At 69.5% G+C, this 16,182-nt stretch carries 11 protein-coding genes, 1 pseudogene and 1 riboswitch; of the genes and pseudogenes, 5 read left to right on the top strand and 7 right to left on the bottom strand.

Annotated features, from left to right (window positions below):
- Positions 1 to 147: 147 nt before the first annotated feature.
- The 3 genes from OHA03_RS00475 to OHA03_RS00465 all read left to right on the top strand — a co-directional run bounded on the left by OHA03_RS00475 (position 148) and on the right by OHA03_RS00465 (position 4,584).
- Positions 148 to 2,244 carry an alpha-galactosidase gene (locus OHA03_RS00475; protein ID WP_266999592.1) on the top strand — a complete coding sequence of 699 codons (2,097 nt, stop codon included), beginning with the start codon at positions 148 to 150 and terminating at the stop codon, positions 2,242 to 2,244.
- Between the two features lie 291 nt (positions 2,245 to 2,535).
- Positions 2,536 to 2,696: riboswitch (cyclic di-AMP (ydaO/yuaA leader) on the top strand.
- A 3-nt stretch (positions 2,697 to 2,699) separates the two neighbouring features.
- On the top strand, positions 2,700 to 3,557 hold the full coding sequence (locus tag OHA03_RS00470) for a LysM peptidoglycan-binding domain-containing M23 family metallopeptidase (protein WP_266999590.1): 858 nt from the start codon (positions 2,700 to 2,702) through the stop codon (positions 3,555 to 3,557).
- Between the two features lie 175 nt (positions 3,558 to 3,732).
- A complete protein-coding gene (locus OHA03_RS00465; RefSeq protein ID WP_266999588.1) occupies positions 3,733 to 4,584 on the top strand; it encodes an SGNH/GDSL hydrolase family protein in 852 nt (283 codons plus the stop codon).
- Positions 4,585 to 4,642: 58 nt separating this feature from the next.
- Here the strand turns inward: OHA03_RS00465 and OHA03_RS00460 are convergent, their stop codons facing one another.
- The 5 genes and pseudogenes from OHA03_RS00460 to OHA03_RS00440 form a co-directional block, all read right to left on the bottom strand.
- Entirely contained in the window at positions 4,643 to 5,560 is a 918-nt protein-coding gene (locus OHA03_RS00460) for an STM4011 family radical SAM protein (RefSeq protein WP_266999586.1), read from the bottom strand.
- Between the two features lie 8 nt (positions 5,561 to 5,568).
- Positions 5,569 to 6,240: pseudogene (locus tag OHA03_RS00455) on the bottom strand (coproporphyrinogen III oxidase family protein); the annotation flags it as partial.
- Between the two features lie 2 nt (positions 6,241 to 6,242).
- Complete coding sequence (locus tag OHA03_RS00450) at positions 6,243 to 7,664, bottom strand: transposase (protein ID WP_266999584.1); 1,422 nt, start codon at positions 7,662 to 7,664, stop codon at positions 6,243 to 6,245.
- On the bottom strand, positions 7,661 to 8,365 hold the full coding sequence (locus OHA03_RS00445) for an IS607 family transposase (protein ID WP_266999582.1): 705 nt from the start codon (positions 8,363 to 8,365) through the stop codon (positions 7,661 to 7,663). The genes OHA03_RS00450 and OHA03_RS00445 overlap by 4 nt, the downstream gene beginning before the upstream one ends.
- A 166-nt stretch (positions 8,366 to 8,531) precedes the next feature.
- Positions 8,532 to 8,726: a hypothetical protein gene (locus tag OHA03_RS00440; RefSeq protein ID WP_266999580.1), complete on the bottom strand. Its 195-nt coding sequence runs from the start codon at positions 8,724 to 8,726 to the stop codon at positions 8,532 to 8,534.
- A gap of 101 nt (positions 8,727 to 8,827) precedes the next feature.
- On the opposite strand from OHA03_RS00440, the gene OHA03_RS00435 reads away from it, so the two are divergent.
- Positions 8,828 to 9,871, top strand: coding sequence for a helix-turn-helix transcriptional regulator (locus tag OHA03_RS00435; protein WP_266999578.1), 1,044 nt, complete (start codon positions 8,828 to 8,830; stop codon positions 9,869 to 9,871).
- A 308-nt stretch (positions 9,872 to 10,179) separates the two neighbouring features.
- On the opposite strand, the gene OHA03_RS00430 is transcribed toward OHA03_RS00435, so the two are convergent.
- Together OHA03_RS00430 and OHA03_RS00425 are read right to left on the bottom strand one after the other, a co-directional pair.
- On the bottom strand, positions 10,180 to 10,791 hold the full coding sequence (locus OHA03_RS00430; RefSeq protein WP_266999576.1) for a TetR/AcrR family transcriptional regulator: 612 nt from the start codon (positions 10,789 to 10,791) through the stop codon (positions 10,180 to 10,182).
- Positions 10,792 to 10,885: 94 nt separating this feature from the next.
- Positions 10,886 to 14,611, bottom strand: a complete 3,726-nt coding sequence (locus tag OHA03_RS00425; RefSeq protein WP_266999575.1) for a S8 family serine peptidase — start codon at positions 14,609 to 14,611, stop codon at positions 10,886 to 10,888.
- A 266-nt stretch (positions 14,612 to 14,877) separates the two neighbouring features.
- Between OHA03_RS00425 and OHA03_RS00420 the strand changes: the two genes are divergently transcribed.
- Positions 14,878 to 16,092 carry a transposase gene (locus tag OHA03_RS00420; RefSeq protein ID WP_266999574.1) on the top strand — a complete coding sequence of 405 codons (1,215 nt, stop codon included), beginning with the start codon at positions 14,878 to 14,880 and terminating at the stop codon, positions 16,090 to 16,092.
- Positions 16,093 to 16,182 lie beyond the last annotated feature (90 nt).

Genomic DNA, 16,182 nt, shown 5'->3' with positions numbered 1-16,182 from the left:
CTCCCGCGACGATACGACATCGGTGGCTCGGACAATCATCTCGGCCTTTCTCACCCTGCCCGCTGGTGAATTCCCCCTTGCGCGGGCGTTGCCCGGCCACCCGTCGGAGCTTGATGATGTGCGGAACTGTGTGAATGTGGGGATGACATGATCGAGACTGGTGAGACGGGTCGGACCTGGCTGCTGACCGGGGCGACCGGTAGTTATGCGCTGCATCTCACGGACCGGGACGAACTGCTGCATCTGCACTGGGGGCCGCGGATCACCCTCGCGGTCGCCGAGGCCCTCGCCGCTGCACCGGACCTGCCCTTCCGGGGCTTCGAATCACAGCTGGACGGCCGCGAGGAGTACCCGGTGGAGGGCGGCCCCCGGTTTGTCCGGCCCGCCCTCTCGGTACGCACCCCCGAGGTACGCGGCACCGAATGGGCCTACGCCGAGGCGGCGGTGGAGGGCGACGAACTGCGCATCGCGTTCTCCGACTCCGTACAGCAGCTCGCGCTCACACTGCACTACCGGATGCGGGACGACTCCGATGTGATCGAGCGCTGGGCCACCGTCAGCCACGCCGGACCCGACGGACCGCCGCTGGAGCTGTTGCGCGCCGACGCGGCCGCCTGGGCGCTGCCCGCCCGCGACGGCTGGCGTCTCAGCCATCTGCACGGGCGGTGGGCGGCGGAGACGCAGCTCGTGCGGTCGGAGCTGACGTACGGCGAGATGGTCCTCTCCAGCAGGCGCGGTCACACCGGGCACCAGTTTCTGCCCTGGGTCGCGCTCGACGCGGACGGAGCCGCCACCGAGGAGCACGGCGAGGTGTACGGCTGCGCGCTCGCCTGGTCCGGCTCGTGGCGGATCGCCGTGCAGCAGCTCCCCGACGGGCTCGTACAGATCACCGGCGGGGCCGGCCACGACGACTCGGGGCTGCTGCGGCTCGCACCGGGGGAGACGTACACCACACCGGTGTTCGCCGGACTGTGGAGCGCCGAAGGGTTCGGCGGGGCGAGCCGGGCCTGGCACGCCTGGCAGCTGGCCCACGTCGTTCCGGACGCCGAAAGCCTGCGCCCGGTGCTCTACAACTCCTGGGAGGCCACCGGCTTCGACATCGCGGAGGACCAGCAGCGCGCCCTGGCCGTGCGCGCCGCAGCAATGGGTGTCGAACTGTTCGTGGTGGACGACGCGTGGTTCGGGCAGCGCACCAGCGACCGGGCGGGACTCGGCGACTGGACCCCGAACCCCGAGCGCTTCCCCGGCGGGCTGAAGCCGCTCGCCGACGAAGTGCACACACTCGGCATGCAGTTCGGCATCTGGGTCGAACCGGAGATGGTGAACGCCGACAGCGACCTCTACCGCGCGCACCCGGACTGGGTGCAGCACTTTCCCGGGCGCACCCGCACGGAGTTCCGTAATCAGCTGGTGCTGAATCTGGCCCGGACCGATGTGCAGAACTATCTGTGGGAACAGCTCGACTCACTGCTCTCCAGCGCCCCGATCGACTATGTGAAATGGGACTTCAACCGGTGCTTCACCGATGCGGGCTGGCCGGGCGAGGAGTATGCGCAGAAGCTCTGGATCGAGCATGTGGATGCGCTGTACGCGCTGATCGACCGGCTGCGGGCCGCTCACCCCGGTGTCGCCTTCGAGTCCTGCTCGGGCGGCGGCGGCAGGATCGATCTGGGCATCCTCGCCCGCACCGACCAGGTGTGGACCTCCGACAACACCGACCCGCTGGACCGGCTCGCCATCCAGGAGGGCTTCGGGCAGATCCATCCGGCTCGTGTGATGGCCGCCTGGGTCACCGACAGCCCGAATGTCCAGCTCAACAGCAGGGTCAGCTCGCTGCGCTTCCGCTTCGTGAGCGCGATGGCCGGGGTGCTCGGGGTCGGCGGAGACCTCACCGAGTGGAGCGACGAGGAGCTGGCCGAGGCCCGGGGCTGGGTGGACCTGTACAAGGAGATCCGCTCGGTGGTGCAGCACGGGGCGCTGTACCGGCTGCGTGCGCCGCGCGGCGGGCTCAGCGCCGTGCAGTACACGCACGGTGACGAGACCGTGGTGCTCATGTGGCTGGAGGCACAGAGGTACGGGGAGCTGCCGCCGGCTCTGCGGCTGTGCGGGCTCGACCCCACGGCGAGCTACACCTGCGTGGACACCGGGGCCGTCCATCACGGTTCCGTGCTGCTGCATCAGGGGCTGCACACCGGCCTGCGGGGGGACCTGGACGCGAAGGTGCTGAGGCTTCGCCGCGGATGATGCTCATGACATGTCCGTATTGGGGCATTTAGTCGAACATGCCCTACTTATGTGGGAGATGAGGGGCGTCTCGTGAGCGGGATCATATCCGTGACGGTGTGTGGTGGCGCGGCGGGCGGGTAATCCGTACACCGCGCGGAAAGCCAAGATCCTTAATCCACGGAGTGTGACCGGAATTCCGCGCCGATTTCCCGGCGCGGATTCCGGCACGCAACCAATGGCTTGTTCTGCTCGTCCTCACTCGTTTACGGTCACCGTCAATCCGGACGGACCGCCTAATCCTGCCGCCGACCGGAATTCGTACCCACTCATCGTGTGGCAGGAGCGGGGGAACCAGGTAAGCCGCCGACCGGAGAAATCCGGCCGGCTCGGGGTTAAGTCGCACTTCGTGCGACCGGGCATCTCCAGCCCGAACCCGACAGCTCACCTCGTAGGCGCCGGAGAGGAAATTCTTCATGCTCATATCGGGTAAGCACCGTCGTCCGAAGTCCAGCACCATCGCTCGTGGCTTTGCCGCCGCCGGAGCCGGCGGGGCCGTCATCGCCCTCCCGCTGCTCGGTGCCACCGGCGCCCACGCCGCAGTGCAGGCCGCCCCCGCCGCGCACTCGGCCGCCGCCCCGGCCGCCCCGGTCGCGAAGAAGCAGGCCGAGACCCGGACGTACTCCGTCGTCGCCGGCGACTACCTGGCGAAGATCGCCGCCGACAACAAGGTCGACGGCGGCTGGGAGAAGCTGTACCAGGACAACCGCGAGGTCATCGGTGGCAACCCGAGCCTGATCCTCCCGGGCATGAAGCTGACCCTCGGCGGCTCCGCCGCGGCCACCGGCACCACGCAGGCCGCCCCGGCCCCGTCGAAGGCTCCGGTGGCGCCCAAGCCCGCCGCCCCTGCGGCCGCCCAGAGCAGCAGCTCCGGCTACGTCTCCCCGGTCCCGGGCAAGCACACCACCAACTACCGTGCCTCCGGCGCCAACTGGTCCAGTGGCAGCCACACCGGCATCGACTTCCCGGTCGCCACCGGCACCAGCGTGAAGGTGATCACCTCCGGCACCGTCGTCACCGCCGGCTGGGGTGGCGCGTACGGCAACGAGGTCGTCGTCAAGCACGCCGACGGCCACTACTCGCAGTACGGCCACCTGTCCGCGCTCTCCGTCTCGGTGGGTCAGACCGTCTCCACCGGCCAGCAGATCGGCCTCTCCGGTGCCACCGGCAACGTCACCGGCCCGCACCTCCACTTCGAGGTCCGCACCGGCCCCGCGTACGGCTCGGACATCGACCCGGTCGCCTTCCTGGCTTCGCACGGAATCTCCGTCTGATCTGATCCGATCAGGCCTGATCCGAACGGCTCGGTGAAGGGGCGGTGCGCGGCGGCGCACCGCCCCTTCGCTTATTCCCTCTTTACCAAAACCTGACCGGGTGGTCTATCTCACCTCCCGTCAACCCCTTATTACGGTCGCGTAGGTCACATTCGGCAGTGCAGGATGTGCCCTTGTGGCAGACGATTCGAGAAAAAATCAACGTGGCGTCAACAACCGGCATGGCGCCATCGGGTCGTACGCAGCGATTGGCGACAGCTTCACCGAGGGGGTCGGTGACCCCGGCCCGGACGGAACCTTCGTCGGCTGGGCAGACCGTTTCGCTGTACTCCTCGCGGACCAGCTCCCCGACCTCGATGCAGCGAACACCGATGGTTCCGCCGGTTCGGCTCACGGGAATTTCCGGTACGCCAATCTCGCCGTACGCGGACGCCTCCTCGACCAGATAGTCGAGGAGCAGGTGCCGCGCGCCAAGGAGCTCGCCCCCGACCTGGTGAGCTTCTGCGCGGGCGGCAACGACATCATCCGGCCCGGCACCGACCCCGACGACGTGGCCGAGCGCTTCGAGCGCGCGGTCGCCGACCTGACCCGGTCGGTCGGCACCGTCATGGTCACGACCGGCTTCGACACCCGCGGCGTTCCCGTGCTGCGCCATCTGCGCGGCAAGATCGCCACCTACACCGCCCATGTGCGGTCCATCGCCGACCGCTACGACTGCCCGGTCCTCGACCTGTGGTCGCTGCGGTCCGTGCAGGACAGGCGCGCCTGGGACGACGACCGGCTCCATCTGTCGCCCGAGGGACACACCCGGGTCGCGCTGCGCGCCGCGCAGGTCGTCGGCCTCGACGTGCCGGCCGACCCCGACCAGGAGTGGCCGCCGCAGGCGCAGCGCGGCACGCTCGAGGTGCGGCGCGACGACATCCACTGGGCGCGCGAATATCTGGTGCCGTGGATCGGGCGGCGGCTGCGCGGTGAGTCCTCCGGTGACCACGTCGAGGCGAAGCGGCCCGACCTGCTGCCGCTGTAATCGGCGCGGTGTCCTCTTCGGCCGGACGGGCTTGTCCGCCGAGGCCCGTCCGGTTCGTTCAGGCCCGTCCGGCGACCGGGAACAACGGCAGCAACGCTTGATCCCGGTGCGCCGGTTCGGGCGCCGGGCCGGCCGGTATGCGTTCCAGTACGCCGCCCGCGAAGACGTCGTACAGCGGCAGCGTCTCCAGATGCACATATCCGATGTGGCAGTCGCACACGGCGAGCGGACAGGCCCGCGGGCCCAACGCCCGCCGGTAGCTGCCGTCGTAGAGATTGCCGAGCTCGGCCGGGACGAAATGGCAGCGGCGCACCGTCCCGTCCCCGTCCACCGAGATGACCGACTCGCCGGTCCGGCACGGCATTCCGGCCGAGCGATGCGGATCCCGGCTGTACGGGAAGAGGGGGTCGAGGGCCGTCCAGCGGTCCGCCTCCTCGTCCGTGTAACTCCGCCCCTCGGCCGCGTTGACCCAGAGATAGACCTCGCCGGGCAGGTCGGCACGGAGCCGCCGCGCCTCGTCGAGGTGCTCGTCGAGACCGACGACACCGACGCTGTACCGGACACCGAGGCCGGTCAGCTCCCGGCACTTGGCGAGGAAGCGGTCGTACGGCGTCTGCCCCGGGTGGTACGTGCACCACAGCGCGATCTTGTCGCGGGCGGCCCCACCCGCCTCGGCCAGCCACCGCGTGCGGCCGCTGAGATTGGTCTGGATCGCGACCCGGCCGATGTGCGGCAACTGCGCGAGTTCGACCAGCGCCCGGCGGTACCAGGAGCGGACCAGCCCCTCGCCCCATGGCGTGAACAGCACCGAGATCCGGTCGCCGGTCGGCGCCGCCGCCCACGCGGTGAACCGCTCCAGCGCGGCACGGTCCGTACGCAGCTGCTGCGGACTGTCGCGCCGCTTCGCGAACGGGCAGTACGGGCAGTCGTAGTCGCACGACGCCAGTGGACCGCGGTACAGGATCGTCAGGTCCATGGGTGCGCTCACTTCAGTTCGTACGCGGCCATCGCGGCCCGTACGGCGGGGGAGAACAGCTCGGGACCCAGGGCGTCGGAGTGCGCGAGGCCCTCGGGCGACAGCCGCAGCAGCCCGGACGCGTCGGCAGCGCCGTCCAGCCAGCCGCGCGCCTCGAACCGGTCCAGCTCGACGCGGAAGTCGTCACCGGGCAAGGTGCCGAACCGCTCGCGGTAGTCGGCCGGTTGCAGCCCCCGGGCCTGGAGCAGCGACTGCAGGAGATGGCGTCTGCGCGCCTCGTCGCCGTCGACGTAGCGGCCCACTTCGGCGCGTAAAGTCCTCGGTGGCGGTGTAGCCGTCGATGATCGCCCGCACCTCACGCATCTCCACCGCGTAGTCGAACGAGTAGTGCAGCCGTGTGGTGTACGAACGGGCGCCGCAGCCCAGGCCGATCATGCCGTCCGTCTGGCACGCGTAGTCGGCCGGGCCCTCCTGCGGGGCGTCCGCGCGGCGGAACATCCGCATCGACACCTGCTCGTAGCCGTGAGCGAGAAGATGGTCCCGGCCCGCCCCGCCCGGTACAGCCGCAGCCGCAGCCGCTGCTCGTCCCACGCCGCGTCCGCCGCGGCCTCGACGTCGGCGCCGAACCGGCCCAGACCGGTCAGCGGGCGTACGTACAGCGGATAGAGATAGAGCTGCTTCCTTATTGCTCGTTGTTGAGCGTTCGGATATTTCGCTCTCCGCACGAGCACAGTTTTACTGACGTGCTGGAGTCCTGGTCCATCGGCAGTCGGGACCGTTGGCGGTCGGTACGTTCCTGCAAGAGCTGTTTCACCCGCGTGTGCGGGGTGAACAGAGCGATGTCGGGATCACCGTCTCTGTGCAGGATGTTGACCGCTCCGGCGTGGTCGGCTTGCCACACGGCCCTGCACTCGGTGCAGTGAAGCCTGTCCCCTTTGCGGACACCAAGGATGTTCGTAAAGGGGACGACCTGTGATGTGTAGGCAGCGTTGACCAGCCGCACCGCAGAACCTCTGCGGTCCGACACGGCATTGAGCGCTTCCGCGGTGACACCCTTGGTCCACGCGGCGAGGCGTCGGTTCGTGTTCTTCCCCAGCCTCTTGACGCCGGCGAAAGCCTTGGTGAGGTCTTCGGCCACGATGACGGCCGCGTTGTCGGCAACTGCGTGCACGGCCTTGAAGGTGAGGTCGCGGACTCGGCACTGCCACGCGGCTGAGCGCCGGTCACGCTTGAGGGTGCCGAGGTTGTTGTCACGGATACGCCGGGCTTTCGCCAGGTCGCCGCGCTGTTCGGCCTTCTCCGCGATGCTGCGGAGTTTGGCCCGTCGGGCGTTCTTGGCCTTCCGGTGATCGGACTCGGAGGTCAGCAGGTCGCCGAGCCGGGTTCCGTGGTGCCGACCGTCGGAGTCGGTGAGGACCTCGGTGTATCCCTTGTCCACGCCGATCGTGCGGGTGCCGACGGGACGTTTGGAGGACTTCATGTCCTTCGCGTCGATGGCGTAGTGCACCTCGACCCGGTTGCTGCGCAGGACAAGTCGCAGCGTGCCGGTCGGGGCAACCGTGGTGTTGAGCGGGATACGTACGAGCTGGTGGCGTTCCAGGCCGGGCACGGCGAGCCAGACGTTTCCGTCCTTGGTGAGGGTGAAGGTCTTGTACTGGTCAGCGCGTACCACGATCTGGTTGTGGGTGCGGTTGCGTCCGCGTTTCCGGTGCTGGCGCATCTGCCGGGCAAGGAATGGGTCATCGGCCCAGGTGTCCCGCTTCAGCAGCTTGAACAGTCGCTTCCGCTCGGCCTCTTCCTTGGTGCGCTGGTGGATCGCATGGCGGACCTTGACCTTGGCCGCTTCCCGGTTGGCAGTGATGTCGGCGACCGCATCCCGCACGGTCTCCTTCCACGCGTTCGCCAGGACGCCGAAGGTCTGCGCGGTGCCGTCGACGATCCATACATCACGGATCTGCCTGTCCGACCACGCGAGGCCGCCCACCGAGCCGAACTGCCGCCACACCAGCGAACGAACCACACCAAGGCGGCGAGCCTGCTCTTCGAGCCGGCTGTACTTTCCGTCGTTGAGGTTCTTTGAGTAGGCGACGCGAGTGACCTTCACCCGCCACCGCCGGCCAACTCGTCCTTCATCGTCTTCTCGTAGCGTCGCAGACCGTACAGGCGGCAGGAGAAGGTGCGCACGATTGCCAACAGGTCCTGCACCATCTCTTCCTGCGGCGACAGTGACTCCTGATTCGCCACCACGATGATGCAGCCGTTCCTCGTTGCGACGTGCTGCAAGTAGTCGAATCCGAACCGGGCCAGCCGGTCCTTGTGTGCTATCACCAGCGCGCAGACCTCGCCCCGCTCGATCGCATCCATCAGGGCGAGGAACTTCTTCCGCTGGAGGTTCATCCCTCCGCCGACCTCGCGAATCCACTGATCGACAGCGAGACTGCGGCCCCGGCAGAACTCCTCTATCGCCTGCACCTGCGAGGCCAGATCGCCCTTCTGGCCAGGTGAGGACACCCGGCAGTACACGATGGTCTGACGTGCGGATTCGTCGAAACCAGGCTGGAGAACCTGGCGTACTTCCGCATCGGTGAAGTACCGCTGACCGGACACGCGTTGCGGCGTGATTCGACCGTCGCGCTCCCACCTGGGAATGGTGGAAGCGTGGCGGCCAACACGCTGTGCGAACTCGCTGATCCCGTACGTCCTCGGCCGGGGCGGCGGAGTGCAGCGCTCCTTGTCAACGCGGATCGTGACCCCGGGCCTGGTCGCGCCCGGAATGTCGTACGGTTTCGACTCCTCGTCGGTCATCGGCTGGTCGCAGCGGTCGCACTTCATCGGCGGGCCTTCCGCCAGGCGCGGCCGAGCCGGACCGCGGTAGGACACGCGGCTCCGCTCCGGCAACCTGCGCACGTTACGGTGTGGCCGAGGAGCTTGCGGTACGCGGCCTCGGCGCCGCCGGGCTTCTTTAGCGTGATCATCCGAAGTGCTCCGCTCCGAGACGCGGGCCTCGCTGGGTGCCGCTGTACAGGTGCGCGTGTCTGGGGCAGGCGTACACGTGGGTTCCGGCGCCGGACGAGGAATGCACCTCGTCGACGGCAACCGGCTCGCGGGTCAACTGCCCGTCGTGGCAGCAGTACGCAAGCTGCGGGGCTGGTGTGGCATCGCTCATGGTGATCTCTCTCCGACCCGACTCGGCTGGGAGACCATCGTCTGGGGTACTTCCGTCCGATCCGATACACAGGATGTATCAGGCGGGCGTATCGTCCCCGCATGAGTAGTCGGGGACTCTGGGCGGACGTCAGACTGCGTGCCGCTTGGGCGCGCCAGGACTGGGCTGCCATCCTTCGCGAATACCGGCGCTCTGCGGGCATATCGCAGCGTGACCTGGAGCCGCTCGTGGGCATGCCGCAGCCGCACATTTCCGCGATCGAGTCGGGCCGCAGGAGGGTGACGTCCGCCGAGGTGATGGCCCGCATCACCGAAGGACTGTCAGTTCCCCCAGAATTGACCGCTGTCGCCCGCCGCCCTGAGCTCGACGAGTGGGGTCCGCCCGTCGCTCTGCGGGAGCGCATCGCCCATGGGCACGCCACTGGGCGAACCGACCTCCACACAGCTGACTGGATCGGCGAGGTCCTCGCCCAGCACCGGCGAGCCGAGGACGAGATCGGCGGACTTGACCTGCGGCCCGTCGTCCGCTCGCAGTTGGACGCCGTCACTCTCCTCATTCCCGCAGCGTCCGGTCCGGTCGCCGACCGGTTGATGCTCCTCGCCGCCGAACACGCACACTGGCTGTCGTGGGTAGCAGCAAAGCAGCAGCGCATGGGCGCGGCACTGGCGTGGATCGATGTGGCGCATGGGTGGGCGGTCGACGGCGGGCACCCGGACATGGCGTCGTGGGTACATCGCATTCGCTCCCACTACAGCCTGCGGGTCGGTGACCCCGTGCGGGCACTGCGCACCGCGGAAGCAGCCAGAGAACACACCGGGGTGTCCCCGGCGGCCCGGTCGGTGGCGGCACATACGGCAGGGATGGCGGCGGCTGCGGTCGGCGAGCGGGACCGTGCCCGGCGCCTAGCCGACGAGGCGCTGCGCCTAGCGTTGCGGGTGCCGGCCGAGAGGGACCGGCCCGGCTGGCTGTACTGGCTGACGCCGATTCGAGCCCAGCTGGCCGTCGCGGACACGGCGTTCGCGTGCCGGGACTGGCAGGCCGCAGCGGACGGGATCCGTGCAGCCCTGCCAGACCTTGGGGCGTACCCGCGGGACCGGGCTTACTACCAGGCCCGGATGGAGGACGCTGCCCGGCGGGTCTGCTAGCCCTCCGGCTGCTCTCACGCGCACAGGATCGCCGCCTGGGGCCCCCGGCGGCAGCTGTGCCTTCACGGTCGACTTCAGCAGCCCCACCGAGGGAGTGGAGGCGGGGAACGCGAAGAGTTCCACGCGCGCCTCCAGGTCGGCCGGCTCGTAGTCATCCGGGCCCACCTCGGGCGGAATGACTTTGTACCTGATCATCATCTGGGTTACCTGTCCGATCGTAGTGGCGGTCGCAGACGTGGGAAGGCACCCGGGGAGACGGGGAGAAGACGCGAGACGTCAGGGGCTGACGGAAGCGGAGCGACTGCCGGTCAGGCCGTCAGCGCCTCCTGGTCGATGCCCAGCTCGCGGGCGAGCGCCTCGTCGGTCCACGCCAGCATCGTGGCCCGGGAGAGCGGACCGGCGTACGAAGTCATCTGGACGGCCAGACCGTCCAGCAGGGCGGTCAGCCGCCAGGCCACGGACATCGGATCGTCGCAGTGGAACTCCCCTGCAGCGGCCCCTTCTTCGAGGACCTCGGCCAGTTCGGCCTTCCACTGCTGGTCGAGATCGCCGGCCACATTGCGCAGCGCCGGATCGCGCAACGAGGCCGCCCAGCCCTCGATCCACAACCGCCACCCCTTGGCCTGCCCGGTCGGCGCGTACCAGCGGACGGCGGCGCGCAGTCTCCGTACCGCACTGGTGCGGCGGCTGAGCAGCTTGCGCAGATGGGCCAGGTCGGCCTCCGCCGCATGCGCGAAGGCGGCCGCGACCAGCTTCTCCTTCGTCGAGAAGTGGTAGAGCACGAGTGCGTTGCTCACCCCGAGGACGGACGCCACATCGGCGATCCGTACCGCGGCGACGCCTCGCACCTCGATCTGCTCGACGGCAGCGCGCAGCAGCTCCTCGCGTCGTTCCGCCACGCCCAACCGCACTCTCGCCACGGCGTCACCCTAACCAATGCACGGGTTCCCGACAGGTCGGGGGCGGGACCGCAAGCGGCCCGCCCCCGACTCGCTTCCAGCTGTCAGGCCCCGGTCAGCACCAGATGTCGGCGCAGCCCGAGTTGTACGCGTCGATCAGGGTCTCCGTCAGCGACGCACCGGTGGTGTCCGTGACGGTTGTCCGCAGGCCGACCTTGGCGGTGCCCGCGGAAGGCACGGTGACCTTCCACCGGCCGTCTGCCGCGCGCGCCGCCGTGGCCTGCTTCCAGTCGGTGCCGTCCGTCGCGTACCAGACCTTCAACGACCCGATGGGAAGCGCCCGCCGGCTTCCCTGTGCGGTCAGGCCGACCGTGTAGTCGAGCGACTTGCCCGCGTCCGCCGCGTTCTCGCCGGTCAGCGGCAGCCGGTAGTCGAGGTCCAGCAGCCGGGCCGCGGCAGCGGACTTCTCGTGGCCGGAGCGGAACCGCCACTCGCTGGTCACCTGCGACCCGAGCATCCATGTCACCGGATCCGGCGACGTACGGGTGGCATCGACGGTCAGCCGGTACCAGTTGTCCTTGCGCGGCAGATCGAAGGTGGCGCGGCCCGGTGCGCCGTTGCGGGCCAGTACCTTCCCGCTGTCGTCCGCCAGCACCGTGCTGCCGGTGTCCGCCACCGGCGCCGTCTCGGCGCGATGGCCGGCCGCGTCGGAGAACATCGGGAGCGCCACATTCAGCTTGTCGCCGTCCCGGGTGATCTGCGCGGGCCCGGCCTGCTTGCCGAGCGCCGGGTTGAAGGGCGCGGACATCCAGTCGTCCCGGTAGTCACCGTCGGCTCGGTACACGGTCGGTGCGCTGACCAGCGTCCCCAACGGGTAGACCCGTTCGGCGACGTCGTACTGGTAGTGGAAGGTCGCCGTCGTCCACGCCACGTCCGGGGTGTAGTAGAGCGTCTGCTCCGACGGCGGGCGGTAGCGGGTGGACTGCTGGAAGAGCGTCAGCCCGTGCCAGGTCGTCCAGGCGTACATGCCCTTGGGGTCGGACGGGTAGCCGTGCGTGCGCTGCACCGTCGTCACCTTGGCCAGTTCCGACCGCCGGTCGAACCAGTCGGCCCCGGCCGGGACCCTGCCGTCGACCGAATGGTGCAGGAAGTAGGCGTCCGCCGAGCTGTTGACGCCGTCGAGCGTCAGCGTGAGCGGCCCCTCGGCCAGCCGGGCCCGCAGGGCGGGCACACTGGCCGTGTCCAGCCTGAGTACCGGTGTCGGCCTGTAGACCGAGAGCCCGTAGCCCACATACACGATGGCGGCCGTGCCCGCGTCCGACAGCTTCTGGTAGAGCGCGTTGTTGAACGCGGTCTGGCTGGTGGCCGGTGTCCACAGGACGATCTTGCCCTTGAGGTCCATGGCCGCCGGGTCGGTGTCCGCCCCGGTGCCGATGTCGACGACCTCGCCGGTGGCCGTACCCAGCCAGCTGTAGATGCTGTACTGCGAGAGCAGCAGCTTCAGCGCGTCGGCCGAGGAGCCGGGCTCATGCGCGTCGACCTCCCGCTGCTGCCAGCTCAGCCCGCCGAAGAAGCTGAGCCCGTCCAGCGTCCCACCGGTGGTGGGCACCGCCTCCACCCGGTACTGACCGGCGGAGCTCGGCGCGACCAGACCGGTGTCCCGGGCGTCCGTGCCGGAACCGATGCGTGACACGATCCCGGTCGCCGACTGCAGTGACACCCGCGCCGACCCGTCGTCCACGCCGATCCTGACCGGCTTCGCACCCTCGGTGTCCAGTGTGACGGAGCTGTCCCGGCCGACCGTGACCCGCCGGGCGAAGTGGATCGCCGCGGTCCCGACGACGGTGTTGCCCACCGTGTCGTACTCCCAGGTGTGGCCCAGGATCCGGTAACTGCCGCGCGGCAGCGTCACCGTCCTCGGCTTGGCGCCGTCGAGCCCGATCAGCTGGGACGCGCCGGTCCTCTCGTTCTGCAGGACCGCACCCGTCGAGGTGCGCTCGGCGCCCTCGCGCGGTGCGGGGCCGGTCAGGGTGAGGGTGTACGTCTCAGGATCGGCCTCGACCGACACGGGCACCGTCGCCCGGCCGCCCCCCGGCCAGGTCGCGGTGACCGCCCCGCCGAACGTCGTACCCGCCTCGACCCGCGACGGTTCGAGGGTGACGTCCGTGACCGCGGACGAGCGCGCGGGCACGGTCACGGTCTCCGCGCCCAGCCGGACCGCCCGGCCGGACCCGGACAGCCGCAGCTTCACGGGCTTGTCCGTGGTGTTCGTCCACGTCACCTCATGGCTCTGCGCGGCGGCGGAGGCGTTCGGGTACGTGGTGTGGGCGGCCAGCGTGGCGGGTTCGGCGACCACCTTCGCCGCCAGCGCCGCCGGCACGTCGGTGAGACCGGCGCCCGTGTCGGCGACCGACGCACCCGCCACCGGGGCGGCGCTGCCGACGAGCGCGGACTTCAGCTGCGCCCCCGACCAGTCGGGGTGGCGCTGGGCCAGCAGTGCGGCGGCGCCCGCGACATGCGGGCTCGCCATCGACGTACCGGAGAGTGAGGCGTACTGCTCGGTGACGGCCGCGTCGTCGAGCGTGCCGGCGGCGCGGGCGGCCACGATGGCGCTGCCCGGCGCGGAGATCTCCGGCTTGACCGCGGGCCGGCCCTCGCGCGGTCCACGCGAGGAGAACGCCGACATCTCACCGGACTTGGTGACGGAACCGACCGTCAGGGCGGCATCGGCGGCGCCGGGCCCGCTGATCGTCCGGTCGCCGCTGTTGCCCGCGGCGATCACGAACAGCGTGCCGTGCTCGGCGGAGAGCTTGTCGACCGCGGCGGACAACGGGTCGGTGCCGTCGGACGCCAGGTTCGACCCGAGGCTCATATTGACGATCCGGGCGCCCTGGTCGACGGCCCACTGCATGCCCGCGAGGATCCAGGAGTCGTAGCCGTAGCCGTCGTTGCCGAGGACCTTGCCCTCGACGAGTTCCGCGCCTGGCGCGACGCCCGCGTAGCGGCCTTCGGACGCCGCACCGGAACCGGCGATGATCGATGACACATGGGTGCCGTGGCCCTGCAGGTCCTGGACGTCGCCGTCCTCGGTGAAGTTCTGCGAAGCGGTGACGGCGCCCTTCAGATCGGGGTGGTCACGGTCGTAGCCGGTGTCGAGCACCGCGACCTTGGTGCCCTTCCCGGTGATCCCGGCCCGGTGCGCCTTGTCCGCGCCGATCTGCGGTACGGACGTGTCGAGCGTGGCCCGCACCCTGCCGTCCAGCCAGACCTTTCCGATGCCTTCGGTGCGGGCCCGGGAGGCCGTGCCGAGCTGCTTCCACACGGTGCCGGCCGACTTCTTGGGCACGGTCAGGGCCGTGGTCCCGGTGGTCCGGAAGGCCGCGGCGACGCGGGCGCCCTCCGGCGCGTCCGGGCTCCCGACGGACGGCGTGGCGCCGCCGACCAGGACCCGTAGCGTGTCGGTGCTGCTGTCCGAGTATCCCGAGGCGACCAGCTCGGTCACGTCGAAGAGCCGCTGGTCCACCCGGCCCTGCGAGATCTGTCCGACGGCGTCGATCGGCACCGCGTACTCGTGGCCGTCCGCCCGGAACCGGGTGAAGCCCATGCCCTCGCGGCCGGATCCCGGCACGATCGAGCTGATCTGTACGGCGCTCCCGCTGCCGGAGTACGTCACCACGTCGCCGGTCAGCAGGGTGACTGTGCGGGTTCCGCCGCCTGCTCCCGGGGACAGGGCCGGGTCGGCGAACGCGGGTGCCTGGTCGGCGGCGGCAGGGAGCGATCCACCGGCAAGGGCGGCGGCGAGCGCTGTGGCGCAGGCCGCCGCCCATCTGGTCCGTCTCATTCTCACCTCGTGAACTCGTGTGTTTTCAGAGGGTGGTGAGGTGAGACTGTCAGGAGCATGGCGTAACGGAGGCGGTCGGAGCTGGCGGGAAGCTGCCATGGCAGCTATTCGCCGTACGGCCCATCCCTGATCTTCGCGGGGAATCCCGGCCTTCAGGCCGGGCGGGAATGCGATCCCTGGCCCGGAGGCGCGGAGCGCCGCAGTTCTCTGCGTTGTCAGTGGCGCCAGCTATGTTGACCGGACTGACCCAAAAGGGGGTGGGCTGGATGATTCGTGCGTACAAGTTCCTGATGCGGCCCACCACGGGCCAGCAGATCGCGCTTGGCGAGATGCTGCGGGATCACTGCTCGCTCTACAACGGGGCGTTACAGGAGCGACGGGATGCCTACCGGCATGTATCGAGGACCACCGTCCGGTACGGGATGCAGTCCGGGCAGTTGAAGGACATTAGGGCGTTCGATCCTGAGCGTCAGGGGCGCTGGTCGTTCTCCTCGCAGCAGGCGACGCTGCGCCGGCTGGACAAAGCGTTCGCCGCGTTCTTCCGCCGGATCAAGTCCGGTCAGACGCCCGGCTATCCGCGCTTTCGTTCGGTGAGCTGGTTCGACACGGTGGAGTTCCCGAAGGACGGGGACGGCTGCCGGTGGGACTCCACCCCGCACGACCCTGTCACCCGCGTGCGGCTGCAAGGGGTCGGGCATGTCAGGGTTAACCAGCACCGTGCGGTGGTCGGCAGGGTCAAGACCGTCTCGGTCAAGCGTGAGGGCCGCAAGTGGTTCGTCGTGCTGACCGCCGAACAGGAGCAGCCCGAACCGCTCCCGACGACCGGCAGCGTGGTCGGTATCGACCTGGGCATAGCCAACTTCCTTGCCGACTCGGGCGGCGAGTTCGTCTCCAACCCGCGCCACGGCCACCGCGCTGCTGCGAAACTCGAAGCCGCACAGCAGGCCCTGTCCAGGTTCCCGCGCCGCAAGGCCAAGGACCGCACCAGGAACCACCAGCGCGCAGTGGACCAGGTCGCCCGGTGGCACGGCAAGGTCCGTCGCCAGCGGCTCGACCACGCGCACAAGACCGCGCTCGACCTGGTCCGGGCGCACGATGTCATCGCGCACGAAGACCTCGAGATCCGCAACATGAGCAAGGCCCCCGCACCCAAGCCCGACCCCGAGCAGGCGGGCGCATTCCTGCCCAATGGGGCAGCGGCGAAGGCTGGACTCAACCGCAGCATTGCCGACGCCGGATGGGGGGTGTTCCTGACAATCCTGTACGCCAAGGCTGAAAGCGCCGGACGGGAAGTGATCGCCGTGGACCCCCGCAACACCTCCCGGACCTGCCCCGAATGCGGGCACGTCTCCAAGGAGAACCGGCCCACACAGGAGACCTTCCTCTGCCAGTCGTGCGGACACACGGCGCACGCCGACACAGTGGGAGCACTCAATGTTCTACGGGCCGGGCTGGTCCGTCGCAACGCCCACACGGCATAGCGAGAAGCCCCGTCCCTTCAGGGCGGGGAGGAGTCACGAGGAAACGGGAGTTGCGCCCCCATAGAGGTTCAGCGGCTCAGCAGGCCCGGC

It is taken from the genome of Streptomyces sp. NBC_00154 (assembly GCF_026342835.1).
Classification (GTDB): Bacteria; Actinomycetota; Actinomycetes; order Streptomycetales; family Streptomycetaceae; genus Streptomyces.
This window is presented reverse-complemented; position numbering and strand designations above follow the sequence as displayed.